Genomic DNA, 15,110 nt, shown 5'->3' on the forward strand with positions numbered 1-15,110 from the left:
ACCGTCTCGATACAACACTTTCTTGCCGGCTGCCTGCAGCCACTAAGAACAGTCGTTGAGGCTTAGCCGCCGAGGTCCGGGCTGATTAACGCAAGAAAGGCAAGCCACAATGGCTCTTTATGAACACGTATTCCTGGCCCGCCAGGACATCACGCCGCAGCAGGTCGACGGTCTCGTCGAGCAGTACAAGGGCGTGCTCGAAGCAAACGGCGGCAAGGTCGGTCGCGTCGAGAACTGGGGCCTGAAGTCCCTCACCTACCGCATCAAGAAGAACCGCAAGGCTCACTACGTTCTCATGGACATCGATGCTCCGGCAGCGGCTGTTCACGAAATCGAGCGCCAGATGCGCATCAACGAAGACATCCTGCGCTACATGACGATCGCCGTCGAGAAGCACGAGGAAGGCGCGTCTGCCATGATGCAGAAGCGCGACCGCGACGACCGTCCGCGCCGCGATGGCGACCGTCCGGAGCGTGGCTTCGGCGACCGTGGTCCGCGTCCGGACCGTGGCGACCGCGAAGACCGCCCGCGCCGTCCGCGCGAAGACCGCGCGTAATCAAGAAGCTTTAGGAGATTAAGACAATGGCTGAAGTTTCTTCCGCTCCGGTTCGTCGCCCGTTCCACCGCCGCCGCAAGACCTGCCCCTTCTCGGGCGCAAACGCTCCGCGGATCGACTACAAGGACATCCGTCTTCTGCAGCGCTACATTTCCGAGCGCGGCAAGATCGTTCCTTCCCGCATCACGGCCGTTTCCCAGAAGAAGCAGCGCGAACTCGCCCAGGCGATCAAGCGTGCACGCTTCCTCGGCCTGCTGCCCTACGTCGTTTCCTAAGAACGGCTGACTCTCCGTCAGTCTTCTGACTCGACGGAACCCGACTTGTTGGGAGAGGCGCTCCCCTAAGGTGAGCGCCTCTTTCTCTCCCTTCCGCGATGGGCGCGGATCGGAACCGGCGCGATGCGCCAAAATCCCATGCTGGGGCTGCGCTTTGGCCATCCCCTAACTGCACGAAGCAGGACAGCGAACGTGACGAATGTGAACAGGACATCGCTGCTGACCGGCGTTCTCGCCGGCTTTACCGCCGCCCTCTTGTCGATGGGCGCGAATACGCAGTCGTCTCTTGCGATCGTCCTTTATGCCGCTTCGGCACTTCCAATCCTGATTGCCGGCCTCGGCTGGGGCAATGCCGCAGCGATCACCGCGATCGTCACGGCCGGTGCCACCGGTGCCGTTCTCGTTTCGCCCTACTTCGCGCTGCTGATCCTCGTTGTCACGCTGATCCCGGCCGGTTGGCTGAGCCATCTCGCCAATCTCGCCCGCCCGGCGTCCGAACTCGGCGGCCCGGACGAGGCGCTTGCCTGGTATCCGCTCTCCGATATCCTCAGCCATCTCGCCGGTCTGGTGACTGTCGGCATGATCATCGTCGGCGTGATCGTCGGTTATGGAGCCGATATCTCCGATCGCATGGTCGATATCGTCATTCAGGCCGTGAAGGCGCAGGACAGCGCCTACAACCCGGATGCGGCTGCCATCGCCCAGATCAAGTCGCTTTTCACCCTCGCTTTGCCGCTCGTCCAGGGCGCGATCTGGGTGCTGATGCTGTTTACCGCCTACTACCTCGCCACCCGCATCGTGCAGATGTCCGGCCGGTCGTTGCGCCCGCGCGAGGACATTCCGTCGACGCTGCGCATGCACCGCAACGCGATCTTCATCTTTCTCGGCGGCCTGGTCCTCACCTTCCTCGGCGGCGCACCCGCAACGATCGGCGCGCTGATCTGCGGAACCTTCGGCGCGGGCTTCCTGCTTGCCGGTTTCGCCTCCTTCCATTTCCGCACACGCGGCAAGTCCTGGCGGCTTCCCGTGCTGTGGATTGCATACCTGTCGGTGCTCGTGTTCACGATCCCGGCATTCTTCTTCCTCCTGTCCGGCCTGATCGATACGCGACGCACCATCGCGGTCACGCCGGTTGGAAAAAACTGACCAACGAACTGGAACTCTGAAAGGAAACCAACATGGAAGTCATTCTTCTCGAACGTATCGCCAAGCTCGGCCAGATGGGCGAAACCGTAAAGGTTCGCGACGGCTTTGCCCGTAACTACCTCCTGCCGCTCGGCAAGGCGCTGCGCGCCAACGCTGCCAACAAGGCCCGTTTCGAAGCTGAGCGTTCGACGCTCGAAGCCCGCAACCTCGAGCGCAAGTCGGAAGCCCAGGCTGTTGCCGAGAAGCTCGACGGCAAGTCGTTCATCATCGTCCGCTCGGCTGGCGAAACCGGCCAGCTCTACGGTTCGGTTGCTGCCCGCGACATCATCGAAGTGCTCGCTGCCGAAGGCTTCAACGTCGGCCGCAACCAGGTCGACCTCAACCAGCCGATCAAGTCGATCGGCCTGCACAAGGTCACGCTGCACCTGCACTCGGAAGTCGAGATCTCGGTTGAAGTCAACGTTGCCCGTTCGGCCGAAGAAGCCGGTCGCCAGGCAAAGGGCGAAAGCCTGACCTCGGCCGACGCCATCTACGGCGTTGACGAAGACGCCCTGAAGCCGGAAGACTTCTTCAACCCGGAAGCCGAATTCGAAGGCGAAGAAGAATAAGCCTTAAAGGCCATTCAACACGCGAAAGCCCGGATCATCGATCCGGGCTTTTTTCTTGGTTGCGCGGCCGTTTCTGGCAATGGCTCTGTGGACCTCGGCCGTCTTATCCGTGGGCAGCAACAGGCGCGACACCGATGTTCGCCTGGTCCGGTGCAACGCGCACCGGCGCGTCCTTGTCGACGCGCACGACGACCGAAAGGCCGGGCGACAGCATTTCCGCCAGCGGCTGGCCGGGATCGACGACGATGCGCACGCCGACGCGCTGGGCCACCTTGGTGAAGTTGCCGGTGGCGTTGTCCGGACGGATGATGCTGAACTCCGAACCGGCGGCGGGCGAGAACCGCTCGATATGCCCCGTCAGCTCGTTCCGCTGCAGCGCGTCGACCGCGATGGCGACGGGTTGGCCCGCCTTCATGCCGTCGAGCTGCGTTTCCTTGAAATTGGCGACGACCCAGACGTCGTTCGGCACCAGCGCCAGGAGTTGCGAGCCGGCCGTCACATATTGACCGATCCGCGCGCCGATCTCACCGAGACGGCCGTCCCGCGGCGCGACGATGCGGGTGTTGTCGAGATCGATTCGCGCGAGTTCGACGGCCGCTTCCGCCCCGCTCACCGCGGCTTGCAGTCCGGCACGCGCGCCAAGCGTCGTCGCCAGCGCCTGCTTCGACACTTCCAGCCCGGCCTCTGCCTGGCTCACGGCAGCGTCGGCCTGCTCAAAGCCTGCACGCGCCTGGTCGGCATCACTGCGGGTCGAAACACCCTTTTCCGCAAGCGGGCGGATGCGGTCCCAGGTCGCCCGGGCCCGATTGAAGGCAGCCTTGGCACCATCGAGCTGCGCCTGGCTGGCGGCGATGCCCGCCTTGGCGGAAAGCTCCTGCTGAAAGGAATTGGCAAGTGCGGCTTTCTGCCCGGCAAGCGTGGCTTCCGCCTGCGCCACCTTCTGCGCATAGATGCGGTCGTCGATCTTGACCAGCAGTTGCCCGGCCTTGACCGTCTCGTAGTCGTGCACCGGAACGTCGGCGACATAGCCCGCAAGCTGCGGGCTCATGATCGTTACAAAGCCGCGCACATAGGCATTCTCCGTCGATTCCACCGAACTGTGGAACGGCGGCAGCCGCCAGGCGTAGAGCACAAGGGCGATACCGGCGATGCCGGCGAGAAGAACGATGATGCTCGTGGGAGAGCGCAGGGATTTCAACATGGTCGTCAACTCTGTCAATCAGGTGGCCGGCATCGGCGCAGGAGCGGACAATCTCTGCCTGAGCCAGTTGTGGGAGATGTGCAGCAGCAGCCCGGCGAGCGCGAAAAGCGCGACCGCCGAGGCAAGCAGGAAGGCGTCGTTGTAGGCGAGGATGTAAGCTTCGCGGGTCACCTGTTGTGACAACAACACGGTGCCCTCGCCGCCGAGCAGGGTCTTGTCGCCCATCACCTTGGCGTAGGCGGCGGAAAGCTGGTTGACGCGCTGGGCAACCAGAGGGTTCGAGAGCACGATCTGTTCCGCGAGAAGGTTGGAATGAAACTTTTCACGGATCGTGACGAAGGTACCGAAGGCGGCGGAGCCGATCAGGCTGCCGATGCTCTGGGTAAAGAGGAAGATCACGATGAAGCTGAGGATATAGCTCGGCCCCTTGGCGAGCGCCGCCTTGAAGCCGCGCGCCATGGCCGGCGGCAGGAAGAGCGCCGTTCCGGACGCGATCATCGCCTGGCTCAGATACATCTGCTCCGGCCGTGTCAGGCTGGTCGCCTGGCTGTCCATGTAGGCGCCGGCCGCCAGGAGGCCGAGTGCCAGAATATGCACGCGCTCCGCATGTTCAGGATTCATCAGCGCGGCGCAAAGCAGACCGCCGCCGATGGCCGCAGCAAGGATGATCCAATAGAGGGTTGCGACCTGCTCGAACTGGAGACCGAGCTGCTGGTAGAAGTTCGCAGCAACAGTCGATTGTTCGGAGGCGACCAGCCGGAAAATCAAGAGAACGGCGGCAAAGTGCACGATCTCCTTTGAAGCGATCCAGCGCACGTCGATCAACGGCACCGGGCGATAAAGCTCGATCAGCACCGCGGTCGTCAGCGTCGCTATCGAGACGACCAGCAGGACGCCGAGCCAAGGAGCCTCGAACCACCAGTAGAGGCGCCCCATGGTCAGGACCACGGCGAGGCAGCCGAAGGCGACGGCGACGAGGAGGTAACTCAGGATATCCATGCGCTGGATAACCTTGGCATGCGGGACCGGCGTCAGCGGCAGCAGGTAGATGATCGGCAGCGCGATCAGCGCCAGCGCCATTTCCAGCGTGTAGAGCGCATGCCACTGGCCATATTCGATCAAGGTCGGCGAGATCAGGCGGGTGACCGGCGCGGAAATCGTCGTGCAGGTGAGCGCCAGCGCCAGCCCGACGGTCAGTTTGCGCGCCGGCGGAAAGGCTTCGAGCATGTAGAGGAAGCCGAGCGTCGACATCGGTGCGGCGGCAATGCCGCTGATGAAGCGCACGACGATCGCCGAATGCAGATCGGAAACGAAGACGTTCATCAACGAGACGACGACGAAACCGGCGATGCTGATTTCGGCAAAACGGCGCAGCCCGTATTGGGCGCGGATCTTCACCAGCGCGATCGACAGGCTGACATTCGGCGCCATGTAGGCCGCCGAGAGCCAGCCGGCTTCGATGGAGGTCGCCGAAAGCGAGCCCTGGACCTGCGTAAGGTTGGCGAGCGCCAGGTTCATGCCGAGCCCCTGCGTTAGGAACAGGAGCACGGAGCCCAGGACATAGACCGCCGAAAGCAACAGACCTTTCTCGACGGGGGCCGGCACGGGGGTTGGCGCCGGTTCCGGCGCAATAACGGTTTCTCCGTGTTGGTCCTCGTCGACGGCCTCCGCGGCCTCAAGCTCGGAGGCAAGGCGATTGTCGTTTGCGGCGGCCGTCGCGACTGCGCCCATCGCCGTCACTCCCGCGCCAGCGACTGAACATTGTCGGCGATCGCACGAACCACCCGCTTTGTCACGGCAAGCTCGGCTGCGTCGATGCCTTGCAGCACTTCGGCCCGGATTTCGTCGGCAAGCCTGAGGATCTCGTCGGCAACGGTGCGGCCGAGTTCGGTCATATGGATCTGCTTGGCGCGTCGGTCGGAGACCTCGACCCGCCGCTCGATGAAGCCCTGCTTCTCCATGCCGTCGAGCAGGCGCACCAGTGTCGGGGTCTCGATGTCGAGTTCGTCGGCGAGCTCCCGCTGGTTCAGGCCATCCTTCTTCGTCAAGGCGAAGAGCGCGCGGGCGCGCGACAGCGTCAGCCCCTTCTCCTTCACCCGCGCATCGAACACGGCGCGCAGCTTGCGATTGAGCAGCGACAGGGCATCGAACAGTTCGCGGTTCACGGTGGGTTGATACATTGGTATCTTTTCCATATTACTAGCATGCTAATTATTCTGCCTCTATCTAATCCAAATGCGGTGGATTTTCAAGATGCGGATTTGAGGCAGAGGAGGACGGCGCTACACTTCGTTTCGTCGGGAAGGTTCGGGTGATTCGCGGCGTCAACGACCAAATTTGTGACGACGGCATAATCCGCACATTTGCGAGCCCCCGCCTGTGGATCAGTCGAACAACGGGAACAGCGCCGGGCGCGGTGACGTCGCTTCGCGACTGTGTCCCTCGTGCACTTGACCCGGCCCGCGCTAAAACGCAAACCGGTGCCACACCAGACAGAGGCAGAGATAAACGAATGAACGAAGCGTCGCGAAAGCTATCCCCTATCGGCAAGGATCAGGCGGACCAGCACTACCGCGAGGCCCCGAACAACCTCGAGGCCGAGCAGGCGCTGCTTGGCGCGATCCTCGTCAACAACGACGCGTACTACCGCGTGTCGGACTTCCTGAAGCCGGTGCATCTGCACGAACCGCTGCACCGCAAGATCTACGAAGTCGCCGGCGACATCATCCGCATGGGCAAGATGGCGAACCCGGTCACCATCAAGACCTTCCTCAAGGCCGACGAGAAGGTCGGCGACGTGACCGTCGCGACCTATCTTGCGCGCCTTGCCGGCGCTGCCGTCTCGATCATCAACGCCGAAGACTATGGCCGGGCGATCTATGACCTGGCGCTACGCCGTTCGCTGATCACCATCGGCGAGGACATGGTCAACATCGCCTATGACGCGCCGCTCGACATGCCTCCGCAGGGCCAGATCGAAGACGCCGAGCGCCGTCTGTTCGAACTTGCCGAGACCGGTCGATACGACGGCGGTTTCCAGTCGTTTAACGACGCCGTGGCGCTCGCCATCGACATGGCCGGCCAGGCCTTCGAGCGCGACGGCAGCCTTTCGGGCATTTCAACCGGCATCCTGTCGCTTGATGGCCGGATGGGCGGCCTGCAGCGTTCCGACTTGATCGTGCTTGCCGGACGCCCCGGCATGGGCAAGACCTCGCTTGCCACCAACATCGCCTACAACATTGCTGCGGCCTACGAGCCGGAAGTCCAGGCTGACGGCTCGTTCAAGGCCAAGAACGGCGGCGTCGTCGGCTTCTACTCGCTCGAAATGTCGTCCGAACAGCTCGCCACCCGTATCATCTCCGAGCAGACCGAAGTCTCCTCCTCGAAGATCCGTCGCGGTGACATCTCCGAGGCCGACTTCGAAAAGCTCGTCGCCTGCTCGCAGATGATGCAGAAGGTGCCGCTCTATATCGACCAGACCGGTGGTATCTCGATCGCCCAGCTTTCCGCCCGCGCGCGGCGCCTGAAGCGCCAGCGCGGCCTCGACTGCCTGGTGGTGGACTACATCCAGCTCATGACCGGCTCGGGCAAATCCAGCGACAACCGCGTGCAGGAAATCACCCAGATCACCACCGGCCTCAAGGCGCTCGGCAAGGAACTGAACGTTCCGATCATCGCGCTCTCGCAGCTCTCCCGTGGCGTCGAAAGCCGCGAAGACAAGCGGCCGCAGCTGTCCGACCTTCGTGAATCGGGCTCGATCGAGCAGGACGCCGACGTCGTGCTCTTCGTGTTCCGTGAGGAATACTACGTGAAGAACCTGGAGCCGCGCGACGAGTTCGACCCGAAGTACGAAGAATGGAAGATGAAGATGGAGCAGGTGAAGGGCACGGCCGACGTGATCATCGCCAAGCAGCGTCACGGACCGACCGGTACCGTGAAACTCGCCTTCCAGTCGGAATTCACGCGCTTCACCGATCTCGCCGATCCATCCTTCACCCAGTACGAAGAACACTAGGGTTCCGTGGGGGCGGCCGGAGCGGGCTGGGAAAAATGTTTGCGGTTTCCCAGCCCGCTCTCAATCTCAAATGGCACGTGCCTTTTGGCTGAAGCGCGCCGCGCCAGCACAAACCTCTCAGAACACGAGGCGCAGCAGCGCTACCGAGACGACACCGACGGCGACCGATACCAGGAGCGGCAGCCGCATGGCGGCCACGGCCGTCGCGGCAACGGCGATCGTTTCCGCCGGGCCGGTCACGAAGGCCGTCGGCGCGATAACCGCCATCAGCACGGCCGGCGGTATCGCCTCCAGTGCGCGCTTCTGGCTTTCCCCGATCGTCACATACCGGATCAGCACGAGACCGCCGATGCGGGTCGCGATCGTCGCAACCGCCATGGCGACGATGGCAAGCAGTGTATTTGGATCGACGGTCATGCATGGGCCTCCTTGCGTGCACCGGAGAGAAGCGCGACCACGACCCCGGCCGCAGCCCCGGCAGCGATGTACCAGACCCCTGGCAGCAACTGATGCGTGAGCACGGCGGCGCAAGCGCTAGCCGCCAGAACGGCACCCGTCTCCCGTCCTTTCCAGAACCCCATGACCAGCACGATGAAGACGGCGGGGAACGCAAAGTCGAGGCCGGTAACCTTCGGATCGCCCAGGAATGCCCCAAGCAACGCGCCCGCAAGGCTCGTCAGCACCCAAAGGCAGTAGAAAGGCACCGCAAGGCCCGCATACCAGGCAGGCGTCAGCTTGCCGTTGCTCGCCCGCATCTCGGCCATGGCCCAGATCTCGTCGGCCAGAAGCAGCATCGAGGCATAGCGCGCCGGGCCGGAGAAACTGTCGAGCTTGCCGCCGATCGAAGCGCTCATCAGCACATGGCGGATGTTGACGAGCAGTGCCGAAAAGCCAAGCGCCGCCCAGGACGCCGGATGCGTCCAGATATCCATCGCGACGAACTGGGACCCGCCGGCAAAGACCAGCGCGCTCATCAGCGCCACCTCGGCCGGCGCAAGTCCCTTGCTCGCCGCCACCGCACCGAACACGAGGCCGACCGGCATGACCGCGACGATCAGCGGCGTCATAGCAACGGCCGCGGCCCGAAATTCCTGGAACGCACTTCTTTCCTGCAACGTCCACGTCTCCATTCGCGCGATGCGCCGCCCTTCCACACAGGCGCGCGATCGCAATTGCCCGAGTGTTCTAGGACTCGGGCTGCGGATCGTCTTGAACGAAAGTGATCAGCCGGCGCGGAAGGCCCCAGGGGTGACGCCGGTGCGCGCCTTGAAATGACGGCTGAAATGCGCCTGGTCGGCAAAACCGCATTGATAGGCTGCGTCCACCGCCGACCAGCCGTGCCGCAGCAGTGTCTTTGCCGCCCGCACGCGCTTGTCGGTCAGGAACGCATGCGGGGTGATGTGGAACTCCTTGCGGAACGCGCGGATGAGGTGGGCGCGGCTGAGGCCGGCGACCTTCGCCAGTTCCTCGAGCCCGATGTCCTCGGCATAGTTTTCCGCCAGGAAGTCGCGCGCCCGGTGAACGGCCGATTGCTCGCGCGTTTCGATCGGCGTGATGATCGTGCTGCCGTGGCGCTCGAACATCGCGGCAAGCACCGCGAACATTTTTTCCTCCGCCTCGAGCGTCGCCCCCGACACTTCGAGCGTGCGGTGGGCCTGATGGAAGGAAAGAGCCAGGTCCGGCGCCTGCAAAACACGCTTGGAGAAGGATGGCGTGCCCTTGAAAGCGCGTCCGGTGACATCCTCGATGATGCTCACCAGCAGTTCGGCGCTGGGATAGACCATGCGATAGCGATAGCCGCTGCCGCCCGGATGACCGTCGTGAATTTCGTCGGGATTGATCAGATAAAAGTATCCGGGGCCGGCCTCCGAACGCTCGCCCTTGATCTTGCTGATCTGCGAGCCGGCCTCGATGGCGCCGATGCTGAAGGTTTCGTGCGCGTGCGGCGCAAATTCATGGGTGATGAAGGTCGCCGTCAGACATTCCATGCCCATGAAGCGGGAATCCCGCCAGAAGCGCGTGCGCTCGGCGCCCTCTATCGGCATGACATCGATGGCTTCTTCCTGCGAAATTGTCTGCATGGCAAAACCATAGTGCGCCTGCGCGGCTGCGTCTTGCACAAAAGTGCTCGTTTGCCTGGTCCATCCGCGAGGGCGCTGCGACAGGGGAATATTTGCGACGCTCTGCGCTTGGCTGTATTGATCCTGGATCATCCACGCAGAGTGCCCGGCATGCTTCCTCCAGACTTCCTTTCCGCTTCCAACCGGCTCACGATCGATCTTGGCGCGCTTGCCGACAACTGGCGGGCCATGAACAAGCGCTCCGGCAAGGCGCGTGCCGCAGCCGTCCTCAAGGCGGATGCCTATGGCATCGGCATCGCGCAGGCGGCCCCTGCCCTCTATGCGGCCGGCGCCCGCGATTTCTTTGTCGCCAATGCCGAGGAAGGCGCAGCACTCCGTCCGCTTGCACCGGACGGCCGGATCTACATTCTCGCCGGGATGTGGCCGGGCAACGAGGCGCTGTTCTTCGACAACGATCTGGTGCCGGTCATCAACTCGGACGAGCAGCTGGCGGTGTTCATGGCCGCCCTTTCCGAGCGTGGCGACCACCCTTGCGTGCTGCATGTGGATACCGGCATGAACCGGCTCGGCCTTACGGTCGAGCAGGCCGTTGCGCTTGCGACAGACCCGGCGCGGCCGGCAAGCTTTTCGCCGGTGCTGATCATGAGCCATCTCGTCAGCGCCGACGATCCGGACCATCGGCTGAATGGCCTTCAACTCCGTCGCTTCCATGAGGTGTCGACTGCCTATGAAGGGGTCGATGCGAGCCTTGCCAACTCCGGCGGCGTCTTCCTCGGGCCCGACTATCATTTCGACCTGACCCGGCCGGGCATCGCCGTCTATGGCGGCGAGGCGGTGAACGACATCCCCAACCCGATGAAGCCGGTGGTGACCGCCGACGCACGGATCATCCAGGTGCGCGACGTGGCCGCCGGCGGCACCGCGAGCTATGGCGCCTCTGCCCGCTTCGACCGCGACAGTCGCATCGCCACGGTGGCTGTGGGATATGCCGATGGCTATCACCGTTCCGTGTCCGGCGGCGGCGTCACGCTCAGGCAGGCAACGCCATCAGGGGCCTTCGGTTTCCTGCACGGCCAGAAGGTCCCGCATGTCGGGCGCGTCACCATGGACCTCAGTCTCTTCGACGTCACGGACCTTCCTGAAAGCGCGGTACGACCGGGTGATTACATCGAGCTCTTCGGCCGGCACATCGCCATCGACGATGTCGCGCGCGCCGGAGGGACGATCGGCTACGAGATGCTGACCAGCCTCGGCCGCCGCTATATCAGGCACTATATCGACAGCGTCTGACGCGCTCCTTCAGCTCATTTTTCGGTCATTCTTGCAGAAATTCACCTTTTGTTCCGCACTTTGCGGCATTATGTGACGATACAGGTGATTCTTTGCCGCCGACGTCCCCTCGCGACGTCGGCGGTCTCACATTCCGAAAGTCGATGCCGATGGCGAAAGCGCGTACCCAATTCATCTGCCAGAACTGCGGCACGATCCACACTCGCTGGGTGGGAAAATGCGAAGGCTGCGGCGAGTGGAACACGATCATCGAGGACGACCCGACGGCAGGCATCGGCGGCGGTCCGTCGCGCGCGCCGAAGAAGGGACGCCCGGTCGCACTCACCACCCTCTCGGGCGAGATCGAAGACGCGCCGCGCATCCAGACAGGCATCTCGGAACTCGACCGGGTGACCGGAGGCGGCTTCGTGCGCGGATCGGCGCTGCTCGTCGGCGGCGATCCCGGCATCGGCAAGTCGACGGTGCTGATGCAGGCAGCGGCCGCGCTCTCGCGCCGCAAGCATCGCGTCATCTATGTCTCGGGCGAAGAGGCTGTGGCGCAGGTGCGTCTTCGCGCCCAGCGGCTGGGGGCTGCCGACAGCGATGTGCTGCTCGCTGCTGAGACCAACGTCGAGGACATTCTGGCAACGCTGTCGGAAGGCAAGCGCCCGGATCTCGTGATCATCGATTCGATCCAGACGCTCTGGAGCGACATCGTCGATTCCGCGCCGGGCACGGTGACCCAGGTTCGCACCGGCGTGCAGGCGATGATCCGCTTTGCCAAGCAGACGGGAACCGCCGTCGTGCTCGTCGGCCATGTGACCAAGGAGGGCCAGATCGCCGGTCCGCGCGTCGTCGAGCATATGGTCGACGCCGTGCTCTACTTCGAAGGCGACCGCGGCCATCACTATCGTATCCTGCGCACCGTCAAGAACCGCTTCGGCCCAACCGACGAGATCGGCGTGTTCGAAATGTCGGACAAGGGCCTGCGCGAGGTCGCCAACCCGTCGGAACTGTTTCTCGGCGAACGCAACGAGAAATCGCCGGGCGCCGCCGTCTTTGCCGGCATGGAAGGCACCCGCCCGGTTCTCGTCGAAGTGCAGGCGCTGGTCGCCCCGACCTCGCTCGGCACGCCGAGACGCGCCATCGTCGGCTGGGATTCCGCGCGGCTCTCGATGATCCTTGCCGTGCTGGAAGCCCATTGCGGCGTGCGGCTCGGCCAGCACGACGTCTATCTCAACATCGCCGGTGGCTACCGCATTTCCGAGCCGGCGGCCGATCTAGCTGTGGCTTCCGCACTGGTTTCATCGCTTGCCGGGCTTGCCCTTCCGGCGGATTGCGTCTATTTCGGCGAAGTCAGCTTGTCGGGTGCCATCCGGCCGGTTGCGCATACCGCACAACGCCTTAAGGAAGCCGAGAAGCTCGGGTTCTCCCAGGCGGTCCTGCCGTCCGCTTCGACCGAACTGCCGAAAAACGGCAATGGCCGCTGGAGCGAGATGGAAAGCCTGCCCGATCTGGTGGCGCGCATCGCGGGGTCGCGAAACGCGCTGAGACCGGTGGAGGACGAAGACTGAAAGATGCGGATGCCGCAGGCCGCCCTTTAAGGGCCGCAAACAGGCTGCAAATGCCCTGAACTCAGGGCCGATGGCGGATAGGCTTGAGGAGACCCGGACGAACCGGGTCCGGAGTAAGGACAAAATGCCCATTACAATTCTCGACGGTATCGTTCTCGGCGTCGCCCTGTTTTCCGCAATCCTGGCCATGGTTCGAGGCTTCTCGCGCGAGGTGCTTTCGGTCGCGAGCTGGGTGGGTGCGGCGGCTGCCGCCTACTTCCTCTACCCGCATCTTCTGCCCTATGCGAAGCAGTATACCAACAGCGACACGGTCGCGATGATCGGATCGGCGGCGGTGATCTTCCTGATCGCGCTGATCATCATCTCCTTCATCACCATGCGGATCGCCGATTTCATCATCGACAGCCGCATCGGCGCGCTCGACCGCACGCTCGGCTTCCTGTTCGGCGCTGCCCGCGGCATCCTTTTGGTCGTCGTCGCCATGCTGTTCTTCAACTGGCTCGTCGCTCCGCAGCAGCAGCCGACCTGGGTCACCCAGGCCAAGTCGAAGCCGCTGCTCGACAATCTCGGCAACAAGCTGATCGCGCTTTTGCCCGAAGAGGCCGATGCCACCATTCTCGATCGCCTGCGCGGCAAGGACACGACCGGCGAAGGCGAAGGCGAAGCGCCGGCAACGACGCCAGGCCAGGCACCTGCGACGACGCCGGACCAGGCGCCCGCCGACGACGCCCCGGCCACCAACGGCTGAGACAGGAATGATTTGCCGACAAAGCCCGCCCCGCGGGCTTTGTCCTTTTGGGGAATAACGCTTGCAGCCGTTTTCAGCTAAGATTGCTTGAAGACGGCGGGCCTGATCACGATATGCGCACCGGTACGGAGCAAAGGCGACTGTGATGACCGATAGATCCATCGAAATCCACGATGAACTCGAAGGCGACGAGCTGCACGAAGAGTGCGGCGTCTTCGGCATACTGGGGCACTCGGACGCGGCGGCGCTGACGGCGCTGGGCCTGCATGCGCTCCAGCATCGCGGCCAGGAAGCAGCCGGCATCGTCACCTTTGACGGCAAGCAGTTCTGCACCGAGAAGCGCATGGGCCTCGTCGGCGACCACTACACGGATCCGGCGACGCTGGCGAAACTGCCGGGCTTCATGTCGATCGGCCACACCCGCTACTCGACGACGGGCGAAGTGGCGCTGCGCAACGTGCAGCCGCTCTTTGCCGAACTCGAAGTCGGTGGCATTGCGGTCGCCCATAACGGCAATTTCACCAACGGCCTCACGCTTCGCCGGCAGCTGATCGCCGACGGCGCCATCTGTCAGTCGACGTCCGACACCGAAGTCGTGCTGCACCTGATTGCCCGCTCGAAGCAGTCCTCCTCTTCCGACCGCTTCATCGATGCCATCCGCCAGATGGAAGGCGGCTATTCGATGCTGGCGATGACGCGCACAAAGCTGATCGCCGCACGTGATCCGATCGGCATCCGTCCGCTCGTGATGGGCGAACTCGACGGCAAGCCGATCTTCTGCTCCGAGACCTGCGCGCTCGACATCATCGGCGCGACCTATGTGCGCGACGTCGAGAACGGCGAAGTCATCATCTGCGAGATCCAGCCCGACGGTTCGATCACCATCGACGCGCGCAAGCCGGAGGTTTCTCAGCCCGAGCGTCTTTGCCTGTTCGAGTATGTCTACTTCGCCCGGCCGGACTCGGTCGTCGGCGGCCGCAGCATCTATGTGTCGCGCAAGAACATGGGCATCAACCTCGCCAAGGAAGCGCCGGTCGAGGCCGACGTCGTGGTTCCGGTGCCGGATGGCGGCACGCCGGCCGCCCTCGGCTATGCCCAGCAGAGTGGCATCCCCTTCGAATACGGTATCATCCGCAACCATTATGTCGGCCGCACCTTCATCGAGCCGACGCAGCAGATCCGCGCCTTCGGCGTCAAGCTCAAGCATTCCGCCAATCGCGCGATGATCGAGGGCAAACGCATCATCCTCGTCGACGATTCGATCGTGCGCGGCACGACGTCGGTAAAGATCGTGCAGATGATGCGCGAGGCCGGTGCGCGCGAAGTGCATGTGCGCGTCGCGAGCCCGATGATCTTCCATCCGGACTTCTACGGCATCGACACGCCGGACCGCGACAAGCTGCTCGCCAACCAGCATGCGGACCTCGCCTCCATGTGCCGCTACATCGGCGCGGACTCGCTCGAGTTCCTGTCGATCGACGGTCTTTATGAGGCGGTCGGCGGCGAAAAGCGCGATCCGAAGTCGCCGCAGTTCACCGACCACTATTTCACCGGGGACTATCCGACCCGCCTTCTCGACCAGGAAGGCGCCAGCAATGTCCGCAAACTCTCGGTTCTCGCCAGCAACGGATAATCAG

15 protein-coding genes are annotated in these 15,110 nt (G+C 63.5%); 9 read left to right on the plus strand and 6 right to left on the minus strand.

Features of this window, described 5'->3' with window-relative positions; translation table 11 throughout:
• Positions 1 to 109 precede the first annotated feature (109 nt).
• The 4 genes from rpsF (at position 110) to rplI (ending at position 2,585) form a co-directional block, all read left to right on the plus strand.
• Positions 110 to 556 carry a 30S ribosomal protein S6 gene (gene rpsF, locus IB272_RS18120; RefSeq protein WP_034803973.1) on the plus strand — a complete coding sequence of 149 codons (447 nt, stop codon included), beginning with the start codon at positions 110 to 112 and terminating at the stop codon, positions 554 to 556.
• A gap of 26 nt (positions 557 to 582) precedes the next feature.
• Positions 583 to 831, plus strand: a complete 249-nt coding sequence (rpsR, locus tag IB272_RS18125) for a 30S ribosomal protein S18 (protein WP_025426448.1) — start codon at positions 583 to 585, stop codon at positions 829 to 831.
• A gap of 192 nt (positions 832 to 1,023) precedes the next feature.
• Positions 1,024 to 1,977, plus strand: coding sequence for a membrane protein (locus tag IB272_RS18130; protein ID WP_034803975.1), 954 nt, complete (start codon positions 1,024 to 1,026; stop codon positions 1,975 to 1,977).
• A gap of 32 nt (positions 1,978 to 2,009) precedes the next feature.
• A complete protein-coding gene (gene rplI / locus IB272_RS18135) occupies positions 2,010 to 2,585 on the plus strand; it encodes a 50S ribosomal protein L9 (protein WP_034803982.1) in 576 nt (191 codons plus the stop codon).
• 103 nt (positions 2,586 to 2,688) lie between these two features.
• On the opposite strand, the gene IB272_RS18140 is transcribed toward rplI, so the two are convergent.
• The 3 genes from IB272_RS18140 to IB272_RS18150 are packed head-to-tail and all read right to left on the minus strand — an operon-like array spanning position 2,689 to position 5,966.
• Complete coding sequence (locus tag IB272_RS18140) at positions 2,689 to 3,786, minus strand: HlyD family secretion protein (protein ID WP_051659664.1); 1,098 nt, start codon at positions 3,784 to 3,786, stop codon at positions 2,689 to 2,691.
• 18 nt (positions 3,787 to 3,804) lie between these two features.
• A complete protein-coding gene (locus IB272_RS18145) occupies positions 3,805 to 5,517 on the minus strand; it encodes an MFS transporter (RefSeq protein WP_113135657.1) in 1,713 nt (570 codons plus the stop codon).
• A gap of 5 nt (positions 5,518 to 5,522) precedes the next feature.
• Positions 5,523 to 5,966, minus strand: coding sequence for a MarR family transcriptional regulator (locus IB272_RS18150; protein WP_034803983.1), 444 nt, complete (start codon positions 5,964 to 5,966; stop codon positions 5,523 to 5,525).
• A 332-nt stretch (positions 5,967 to 6,298) separates the two neighbouring features.
• On the opposite strand from IB272_RS18150, the gene IB272_RS18155 reads away from it, so the two are divergent.
• Positions 6,299 to 7,801 carry a replicative DNA helicase gene (locus tag IB272_RS18155; protein ID WP_043611355.1) on the plus strand — a complete coding sequence of 501 codons (1,503 nt, stop codon included), beginning with the start codon at positions 6,299 to 6,301 and terminating at the stop codon, positions 7,799 to 7,801.
• Between the two features lie 117 nt (positions 7,802 to 7,918).
• Here IB272_RS18155 and IB272_RS18160 read toward each other — a convergent pair whose 3' ends face one another.
• The 3 genes from IB272_RS18160 to IB272_RS18170 all read right to left on the minus strand — a co-directional run bounded on the left by IB272_RS18160 (position 7,919) and on the right by IB272_RS18170 (position 9,882).
• A complete protein-coding gene (locus tag IB272_RS18160; protein WP_060580933.1) occupies positions 7,919 to 8,218 on the minus strand; it encodes an AzlD domain-containing protein in 300 nt (99 codons plus the stop codon).
• On the minus strand, positions 8,215 to 8,868 hold the full coding sequence (locus IB272_RS18165) for an AzlC family ABC transporter permease (RefSeq protein WP_060580970.1): 654 nt from the start codon (positions 8,866 to 8,868) through the stop codon (positions 8,215 to 8,217). Before IB272_RS18165 ends, IB272_RS18160 begins: the two co-directional genes overlap by 4 nt.
• Before the next feature lie 156 nt (positions 8,869 to 9,024).
• Positions 9,025 to 9,882 (minus strand): AraC family transcriptional regulator, encoded by an 858-nt coding sequence (locus IB272_RS18170; protein WP_034804294.1) that lies wholly within the window; start codon positions 9,880 to 9,882, stop codon positions 9,025 to 9,027.
• A 150-nt stretch (positions 9,883 to 10,032) separates the two neighbouring features.
• Between IB272_RS18170 and alr the strand changes: the two genes are divergently transcribed.
• The 4 genes from alr to purF all read left to right on the plus strand — a co-directional run bounded on the left by alr (position 10,033) and on the right by purF (position 15,106).
• On the plus strand, positions 10,033 to 11,172 hold the full coding sequence (alr, locus tag IB272_RS18175; RefSeq protein ID WP_060580934.1) for an alanine racemase: 1,140 nt from the start codon (positions 10,033 to 10,035) through the stop codon (positions 11,170 to 11,172).
• 149 nt (positions 11,173 to 11,321) lie between these two features.
• Positions 11,322 to 12,725, plus strand: coding sequence for a DNA repair protein RadA (gene radA / locus IB272_RS18180; RefSeq protein WP_034804296.1), 1,404 nt, complete (start codon positions 11,322 to 11,324; stop codon positions 12,723 to 12,725).
• A gap of 124 nt (positions 12,726 to 12,849) precedes the next feature.
• The gene (locus tag IB272_RS18185) at positions 12,850 to 13,473 is read left to right on the plus strand and encodes a CvpA family protein (protein ID WP_034803987.1); all 624 of its coding nucleotides are present in this window, start codon (positions 12,850 to 12,852) and stop codon (positions 13,471 to 13,473) included.
• Between the two features lie 145 nt (positions 13,474 to 13,618).
• The gene (gene purF, locus IB272_RS18190; RefSeq protein ID WP_060522118.1) at positions 13,619 to 15,106 is read left to right on the plus strand and encodes an amidophosphoribosyltransferase; all 1,488 of its coding nucleotides are present in this window, start codon (positions 13,619 to 13,621) and stop codon (positions 15,104 to 15,106) included.
• The last annotated feature ends 4 nt before the right edge of the window (positions 15,107 to 15,110 follow it).

This window comes from Ensifer sp. ENS08, from assembly GCF_014852195.1.
GTDB lineage: Bacteria > Pseudomonadota > Alphaproteobacteria > Rhizobiales > Rhizobiaceae > Ensifer > Ensifer adhaerens.

Excerpts from the sequence above, each read along its gene's own strand:
- rpsF (WP_034803973.1), top strand. The coding sequence starts at position 110 with ATGGCTCTTTATGAACACGTATTCCTGGCCCGCCAGGACATCACGCCG.
- rpsR (WP_025426448.1), top strand. The coding sequence starts at position 583 with ATGGCTGAAGTTTCTTCCGCTCCGGTTCGTCGCCCGTTCCACCGCCGC.
- rplI (WP_034803982.1), top strand. The coding sequence starts at position 2,010 with ATGGAAGTCATTCTTCTCGAACGTATCGCCAAGCTCGGCCAGATGGGC.
- IB272_RS18140 (WP_051659664.1), bottom strand. The coding sequence starts at position 3,786 with ATGTTGAAATCCCTGCGCTCTCCCACGAGCATCATCGTTCTTCTCGCC.
- IB272_RS18145 (WP_113135657.1), bottom strand. The coding sequence starts at position 5,517 with ATGGGCGCAGTCGCGACGGCCGCCGCAAACGACAATCGCCTTGCCTCC.
- IB272_RS18150 (WP_034803983.1), bottom strand. The coding sequence starts at position 5,966 with ATGTATCAACCCACCGTGAACCGCGAACTGTTCGATGCCCTGTCGCTG.
- IB272_RS18155 (WP_043611355.1), top strand. The coding sequence starts at position 6,299 with ATGAACGAAGCGTCGCGAAAGCTATCCCCTATCGGCAAGGATCAGGCG.
- IB272_RS18160 (WP_060580933.1), bottom strand. The coding sequence starts at position 8,218 with ATGACCGTCGATCCAAATACACTGCTTGCCATCGTCGCCATGGCGGTT.
- IB272_RS18165 (WP_060580970.1), bottom strand. The coding sequence starts at position 8,868 with ATGACGCCGCTGATCGTCGCGGTCATGCCGGTCGGCCTCGTGTTCGGT.
- IB272_RS18170 (WP_034804294.1), bottom strand. The coding sequence starts at position 9,882 with ATGCAGACAATTTCGCAGGAAGAAGCCATCGATGTCATGCCGATAGAG.
- alr (WP_060580934.1), top strand. The coding sequence starts at position 10,033 with ATGCTTCCTCCAGACTTCCTTTCCGCTTCCAACCGGCTCACGATCGAT.
- radA (WP_034804296.1), top strand. The coding sequence starts at position 11,322 with ATGGCGAAAGCGCGTACCCAATTCATCTGCCAGAACTGCGGCACGATC.
- IB272_RS18185 (WP_034803987.1), top strand. The coding sequence starts at position 12,850 with ATGCCCATTACAATTCTCGACGGTATCGTTCTCGGCGTCGCCCTGTTT.
- purF (WP_060522118.1), top strand. The coding sequence starts at position 13,619 with ATGACCGATAGATCCATCGAAATCCACGATGAACTCGAAGGCGACGAG.